This is a genomic window from Pseudomonas sp. S60 (assembly GCF_016647865.1).
Taxonomy (GTDB): domain Bacteria; phylum Pseudomonadota; class Gammaproteobacteria; order Pseudomonadales; family Pseudomonadaceae; genus Aquipseudomonas; species Aquipseudomonas parafulva.
In genome coordinates this window covers 78,626-84,980 of the sequence record NZ_JACVVH010000026.1, presented here as the reverse complement: position 1 = coordinate 84,980, position 6,355 = coordinate 78,626, and the positions used below count along the sequence as shown (strand labels likewise).

Below are 6,355 nucleotides of genomic sequence, written 5' to 3'. Positions count from 1 at the left end.
GCGTTTTTTGGTTACTTTTTGTCGCGTTTGACAAAAAGTGACTCGCCGTAAAGGCGAAAAGGTGATTAAGCGTCTCCATCGCAAATGGACCATGCCCATTCTCAACACCCACACAAACCAGCAAAACTTCAAACTAACCCTGCCCAGAATCCCCCCACCGCCGCCGACTAAACTTAAGCCTAACCCGCAACCGCCGATGCTCATCCCCCTCAAGCGCATCGCAAGGGATGCACTGACTGCGCCCCACCCAGCCCCCCACCGGCACAAACCTCAAGACCACCAGCGCCGGCAACGCCACACTGTCACGGCACAACCGCACCGCCCGCCACCCCTGCGCGCGGCTGAACACCCACCAGCCACGCCCGTCACGACGCAGCCCTACAACCGCATCCCCATGACTCAACAGAATGCGCCGCGGAACCACCCAGGCCCCATGGGTAACACACGCACAAATGACGCCCAGCCCCGCCCACCACGGCAGCGGGCCAAGCAAGGCGGCAAGCCATGCCAGCAACTGGCAGGTCAGGTAGGCCGCCAGCAGCAGGCGCGAGCCCTGCCACCGGCACTCGAAGCACTCACTTGGGCTGGACACGGTCCAGGATGATGCGGACCATGCGCTGCAGCTCCGGGTCGTCGGACTCGGTGCGCTCCATGAACCAGCCGAACATGTCCTGGTCCTCGCAGCTCAGAAGACGCACGTACAGTTCGCGATCGGTTTCATTGAGGGTGGGGTAGACTTCCTGGGTGAATGGCACCAGCAGTACGTCCAGTTCCAGCATGCCCCGGCGGCTGTGCCAGAAAAGCCGGTTGAGTTCAGTTTGTTCGACCATGGGGCCCTCCTCGAATGGCCCGCCAGTATACAGCCAGGTCATCGAAGCGACAGCGGGCGTTGGTCTAAGTCACCTACCTATTTTGTTACCAGCGTTCTATGATGGCCGACAGTCTTTAGCCACCGCGATGACCCATGGCCGATTCCGCTTTCTTCTGCCCACTGTCCCACGAGGGCATCCTCGCCGTCCGCGGCTCCGATGCAGGCAAGTTCCTGCAAGGCCAGCTGACCTGCAATATCAATTACCTCAACCCGGAATACGCCAGCCTTGGTGCCCGCTGCATGGTCAAAGGCCGCATGCAGTCCAGCTTCCGCATCCTGCCCGAGGGCAACGGCTACCTGCTGGCCATGGCCAGTGAGCTGCTGGACGCACAGCTGGCTGACCTGAAGAAATATGCGGTGTTCTCCAAAGCCACGCTGGCCGACGAAAGCGCCGAGTGGGCCCGTTTCGGCCTGGCAAATGGCGAGGCAGCACTGCAGTCGCTGGGCCTGGAAGTGCCGGGCACCGCGGGCAGTACCGTGCGCCACGAAGGCCTCATCGCCATTGCCGTTTCCACTGGCAGGGTCGAGCTGTGGACGCCTGCGAGCGTCGCCACCGAGGTTCACACCGCCCTCGCCGCTGCGCTGCCGGAAGGCAACCTCAACGATTGGTTGCTTGGGCAGATCCGCGCCGGCATCGGCCAGGTGATGGGCCCTACCCGCGAGCTGTTCATTCCACAAATGATCAACCTGCAGGCCGTGGACGGCGTCAGCTTCAAGAAAGGCTGCTACACCGGCCAGGAAATCGTCGCCCGCATGCAGTACCTGGGCAAGCTCAAGCGCCGTCAGTACCGTGTGGCACTTGAACAGCAGGTGGAAGTTTCGCCTGGCGACCAGATCTTCTCCCCTACCCACGGTTCATCGGTGGGTGAGGTGGTACTGGCAGCCAGCACCGGCGCTGGCTGCGAACTGCTGGCAGTGATCGGGGCCGAGGCAGTCGAGGACGGCAACCTGCACCTGGGCAACCTGGAAGGCCCGCGCCTGCATGTGCTGCCCCTGCCCTACGAACTGGACCGCGACCGGGAAATCCAGCGCTGATCAGCCCGCCCCGCCATCCCCGCGGGGCTGCTCCACTACTGCGGTAGATATGCCAATGAACAAGCTGGCCGAGATGGTCCAGGCACAGTTGCTGGATGCCATCGAAAAGGATGACCTGGTGCTGCCGACCCTGCCCGAGGTTGCCTTGAGCATCCGCGAGGCAGCGGAAGACAATGAAATCAGCGTGGCGGCGCTGAGCAAGGTGATCGGGCGCGATGCCGCCCTGTCAGCACGCCTGATCAAGGTGGTCAACAGCCCCCTGCTGCGCGCAGCGGTGGAAGTGACCGACCTGCATACCGCAATCACCCGCCTGGGCATCAACTACAGCTGCAACCTGGCCATTGGCCTTGTGATCGAGCAGATCTTCCACGCACGCGCCCCGGCGGTCGAGCAGAAACTGCGGGATATCTGGGCGAACAGCCTGGAAGTAGCAGGTATCAGCTACGAAATTGCACGGCGCTACAGCCGCCTCAAACCCGACCAGGCAGCCTTGGGCGGCCTGGTTCATCAGATTGGCGCGCTGCCGGTGCTGATCTACGCCGAAGAGCACAACGAGCTGCTCTCCGACCCGGTGTGCCTGCACTATGTCATCGAACAGATCCAGCCCGTGCTGGGCGACAAGATCCTCAAGGCCTGGGAGTTCCCCGAGCAACTGGTCAGGCTGCCCGGCCAGATCCAGGACCTGGACCGGCAGACCCCTGCCCTCGATTACATCGACGTGGTGCAGATTGCCCGCTGCATCAGCCAGCGCGGGCGCCAACGGCCGCTGGCTGCCCTGCCCGCCTACCGCCACCTGGGGTTACCCGTGGGGATCGAGTTGCAGGCCGACGAACTGACCGAAGCCCGTAGCCTGTTGCGCTGAGGCCAGGCCCCTATGGGCAGGTGAGGCTAGTCGGCGATGAAGCTCACGCGCACCCGCAGCCCGCCGTTGACGCCATCGTGCAGGCTGATCTGCGCCAGGTGTGCGCGGCAGATTTCGCCGACGATTGCCAAACCAAGCCCGCTGCCCTGAACACCGCGACGGTAGAATCGCTCGAACACCCGCTCGCGCTCGTCCTCGGGGATGCCCGGCCCATCGTCCTCCACCTCCAGTACCGCCGGGCTAATGACCCGCAAAATGACGTTCCCCCCTGCTGGCGTGTGCGCCAGGGCGTTGTCCACCAGGTTGCTGAGCAGCTCGTTGAGCAGCGTGGGCTCGCCTTTCAGCCACACCGGTGCCTGGGCTTCAAGCGCCAGGGCTACACCACGGTTATGCGCCAGTGGCGCCATGGCCATACCCAGTTCGCGCGCCAGCTGGCTGAGGTCCAGGCGCTGGGCGCCGCCCTCGGCGATTGCCCGCGCGCCGTTTTCCACCCGGGCCATCGACAGCAGCTGGTTGGCCAGGTGGGTCAGGCGGTCGGTACCCTGTGCGGCGGTTTCCAGGGTTTGGCGCCATACCTGCGGGTCGCTGGAGCGCAGCCCCAGTTCCACCCGGGCTTTCAAGGCGGCCAACGGCGTGCGCAACTCGTGGGCGGCGTCGGCGATGAACTGTGCCTGGCGTTCGAACTGGCGTCGCAGGCGTTCGGTAAAGTGGTTCAAGGCCCCTACCAGCGGGCCCAACTCACGCTGCACCTGCACCACCGGCAGCGGGCGCAGGTCGTCTGGCTGACGCTCCTCGACCGCCGTGCGCAAGCGCTCCAGCGGCCGCAGGGCCGCGCTGACAGCGAACCAGACCATCACCAGCGCACCCAGCGCCAGCATGCCCAGGCGCAGCAACGTATCAGCCATCAGGCCGCGGGCCATGCTCACCCGCGCTTCGTCGGTTTCGGCCACGCGAATCTCTGCCATACCGTTCATGTTGGGCTCGCTCACCGCCTTCAGCAGGCTGACCACGCGCACGTTCTGGCCCAGGTAGGTGGCGTCGTAGAACCGCGCCAACGCCGGGTAGTCGTCGGTGCGCGGCGTGCCCGGCGGCGGAGGCGGCAGCTTTTCGTAGCCGGAGATCAGCCGCTGCTTGATGTCCAGCACCTGGTAGTAGATACGGCCAGCGCTGTCGTAGGCGAAGGTGTCCAGTGCCACATATGGCACATCCGCGCTCAGCGAGCCGTCGCGCTGGGACAAGCCTGCGGCAATGGTCCGCGCCGAGGCCAACAAGGTGCGGTCGTAGGCGGTGTCGGCGGCTTCGCGGCCGTTCCAGTAGGCGCTCAAACCGCTGGCCAGCATCAGCACCACCAGCAACAGGGCCAGGTTGCCCAGCAAACGCCCCCGCAGGCTGACATTGTCACGCATCGCGATGCTCGAGCAGATAACCCAGGCCGCGGAAGGTAACGATCGCCACCGGGTGGCCATCGAGCTTCTTGCGCAGCCGGTGGATGTAGATTTCGATGGCATCCGGGCTGGCTTCTTCGTCCAGGCCGAATACCTGGGCGGCCAGCTGTTCCTTGCTCATCACCCGCCCGGGCCTTGCGATCAGTGCTTGCAGCACGCTCTGCTCGCGCGACGTCAACGCCAGGGTGTCGTCACCCAGGCTGAAGCGGCGGGTGTCCAGGTCATACACCAGGGGGCCGCAGCGCTGCTGGCGCTCACCACCCAGCACGCTGCGCCGCAGCAGCGCCTTTACCCGCGCCTCCAGCTCGGTCAGTTCAAAGGGCTTGGCCAGGTAGTCATCGGCCCCCAGGTTAAGGCCGTGGACGCGATCCTTGACGTCGCTGCGGGCGGTCAGCATCAACACCGGCAAGGTCTTGCCACGCCCACGCAGGCGGGCCAGCACCTCGAAGCCGTCCAGGCGCGGGAGGCCTACGTCCAGTATGGCGACGGCATAGTCCTCGCTGGCCAGCGCCAGGTCGGCAGCCACCCCGTCATGCAATACATCCACGGTCAGGCCAAGGCTTTTCAAGGCCTGGGCCACACTGTCGGCCAACTGCAGATGGTCTTCAACCAGCAACACACGCATCGGTTCATGCCTCTCGGGTGGGGCGGTGGCGCGGAGTGTACCGCTGTCGGGCTGCCTGTGAAGCCCTTGCTGACAAACCTTTCACACTGAAAGGTTAGCGAAAGGTTCGTTACCTAGCATCGCACCACGGTCGCGCCAAGCGCCGAAAAAAGCACCAGCAAGGTGCAACAAATAAGAACAATAAACGGAGCCAAACACGATGCTGTCATCGCAGCCGCAGGCATTTGCGCCTACCCGTTCCTTTGCCACACGGCCCAACGCCATCGCCAGCGCACTTGCGCTCGCCGGGGTCGCCCCTATAAGCCAGGCCGCCTTCATCGAAGACAGCACGGCCACCTTCGAAACCCGCAACATGTATTTCAATCGCGATTTTCGCGATGGCACCAGCGCGCAGCAGTCCAAGCGTGATGAATGGGCCCAGGGTTTCATCCTCAATTTCGAATCCGGCTATACCGACGGCACCGTAGGCTTCGGCGTGGATGCACTGGGCATGCTCGGCATCAAGCTCGATTCCAGCCCCGACCGCACCGGCAGCGGCTTGCTGCCCACCCACGATGATGGCAGGGCTGCCGATGAGTACTCCAAGCTGGGCCTGACCGCCAAGGCGAAGATCTCCCAGACCGAGCTCAAGATCGGCACGCTGATCCCCGAATTGCCCACCCTGCGCCCCAACGACGGCCGCATCCTGCCGCAAACCTTCGAAGGTGGCCTGCTGACCTCCCGCGAGATCAAGGGCCTGACCTTCACCGGTGGCCGCCTGGACAAAGCCAAGGACCGCAACGATACCAACTGGGAAGACCTGGCACTGAACAACAAGAATGGCCGCTTCGGTGGCACGTTCAGCGCAGACAACCTGACCCTGGCGGGCCTGGACTACCAGTTCACCGACCGTATCACCGGCAGCTACCACTTCGCCCAGCTCGACGATATCTACCGCCAGCACTTCATCGGCATGCTCGCCACCCAGCCATGGGGCCCCGGCACCGTCGGCGTGGACCTGCGCCTGGCGCTCAGCGATGACGCTGGCGCTGCCAAGGCCGGCACTATCGACAACACCACCTTCAGCAGCCTGTTCAGCTACGCGCTGGGCGGGCACAAGGTGAGTGCCGGCTGGCAGCAGTTGTCGGGTGACAGCGCATTCCCCTACGTGGATGGCGCCGACCCTTACCTGGTCAACTTCGTCCAGATCAACGACTTCGCCAATGCCGACGAGCGTTCCTGGCAGGCCCGTTACGACTACAACTTCGCAGCGCTCGGTGTACCCGGCCTGACCTTCATGACCCGCTACATCAACGGCGACAATGTCAGCCGCGCCAGCGGGGGCGAAGGCAAGGAATGGGAGCGCAACACCGAGCTGAAGTACGTGGTGCAGAGCGGCCCGTTGAAGAACGTCGCAGTACGCCTGCGAAATGCCACCTTCCGCTCCAACTTTGCCCGCGACGCTGACGAAGTGCGCCTGCTGGTGAGCTACAGCGTGGCCCTGTGGTAACCCGATAACAACAATGCCTACGGAGATA

7 protein-coding genes are annotated in these 6,355 nt (G+C 64.0%); 3 read left to right on the top strand and 4 right to left on the bottom strand.

Going from position 1 to position 6,355, the window contains the following annotated elements; genetic code table 11:
• Positions 1-133: 133 nt before the first annotated feature.
• Together IAE33_RS24620 and IAE33_RS14980 are read right to left on the bottom strand one after the other, a co-directional pair.
• The gene (locus tag IAE33_RS24620; protein ID WP_328804876.1) at positions 134-592 is read right to left on the bottom strand and encodes a protein YgfX; all 459 of its coding nucleotides are present in this window, start codon (positions 590-592) and stop codon (positions 134-136) included.
• On the bottom strand, positions 576-830 hold the full coding sequence (locus IAE33_RS14980) for an FAD assembly factor SdhE (protein ID WP_028635068.1): 255 nt from the start codon (positions 828-830) through the stop codon (positions 576-578). Before IAE33_RS14980 ends, IAE33_RS24620 begins: the two co-directional genes overlap by 17 nt.
• A gap of 134 nt (positions 831-964) precedes the next feature.
• On the opposite strand from IAE33_RS14980, the gene ygfZ reads away from it, so the two are divergent.
• Entirely contained in the window at positions 965-1,906 is a 942-nt protein-coding gene (gene ygfZ, locus IAE33_RS14975) for a CAF17-like 4Fe-4S cluster assembly/insertion protein YgfZ (RefSeq protein WP_201164073.1), read from the top strand.
• A gap of 55 nt (positions 1,907-1,961) precedes the next feature.
• Positions 1,962-2,768, top strand: a complete 807-nt coding sequence (locus IAE33_RS14970) for an HDOD domain-containing protein (RefSeq protein WP_201164072.1) — start codon at positions 1,962-1,964, stop codon at positions 2,766-2,768.
• A 26-nt stretch (positions 2,769-2,794) separates the two neighbouring features.
• Here IAE33_RS14970 and IAE33_RS14965 read toward each other — a convergent pair whose 3' ends face one another.
• Positions 2,795-4,174: a sensor histidine kinase gene (locus IAE33_RS14965; RefSeq protein ID WP_201164071.1), complete on the bottom strand. Its 1,380-nt coding sequence runs from the start codon at positions 4,172-4,174 to the stop codon at positions 2,795-2,797.
• Positions 4,167-4,838, bottom strand: coding sequence for a response regulator (locus tag IAE33_RS14960; protein ID WP_028635072.1), 672 nt, complete (start codon positions 4,836-4,838; stop codon positions 4,167-4,169). The genes IAE33_RS14965 and IAE33_RS14960 overlap by 8 nt, the downstream gene beginning before the upstream one ends.
• Before the next feature lie 199 nt (positions 4,839-5,037).
• Here IAE33_RS14960 and IAE33_RS14955 point away from each other — a divergent pair, with 199 nt between their 5' ends.
• Positions 5,038-6,327 carry an OprD family porin gene (locus tag IAE33_RS14955; RefSeq protein WP_201164070.1) on the top strand — a complete coding sequence of 430 codons (1,290 nt, stop codon included), beginning with the start codon at positions 5,038-5,040 and terminating at the stop codon, positions 6,325-6,327.
• Positions 6,328-6,355: the final 28 nt, after the last annotated feature.

Coding starts and splice junctions, on each gene's coding strand:
- IAE33_RS14980 (WP_028635068.1), bottom strand. CDS start 830: ATGGTCGAACAAACTGAACTCAACCGGCTTTTCTGGCACAGCCGCCGG.
- ygfZ (WP_201164073.1), top strand. CDS start 965: ATGGCCGATTCCGCTTTCTTCTGCCCACTGTCCCACGAGGGCATCCTC.
- IAE33_RS14970 (WP_201164072.1), top strand. CDS start 1,962: ATGAACAAGCTGGCCGAGATGGTCCAGGCACAGTTGCTGGATGCCATC.
- IAE33_RS14965 (WP_201164071.1), bottom strand. CDS start 4,174: ATGCGTGACAATGTCAGCCTGCGGGGGCGTTTGCTGGGCAACCTGGCC.
- IAE33_RS14960 (WP_028635072.1), bottom strand. CDS start 4,838: ATGCGTGTGTTGCTGGTTGAAGACCATCTGCAGTTGGCCGACAGTGTG.
- IAE33_RS14955 (WP_201164070.1), top strand. CDS start 5,038: ATGCTGTCATCGCAGCCGCAGGCATTTGCGCCTACCCGTTCCTTTGCC.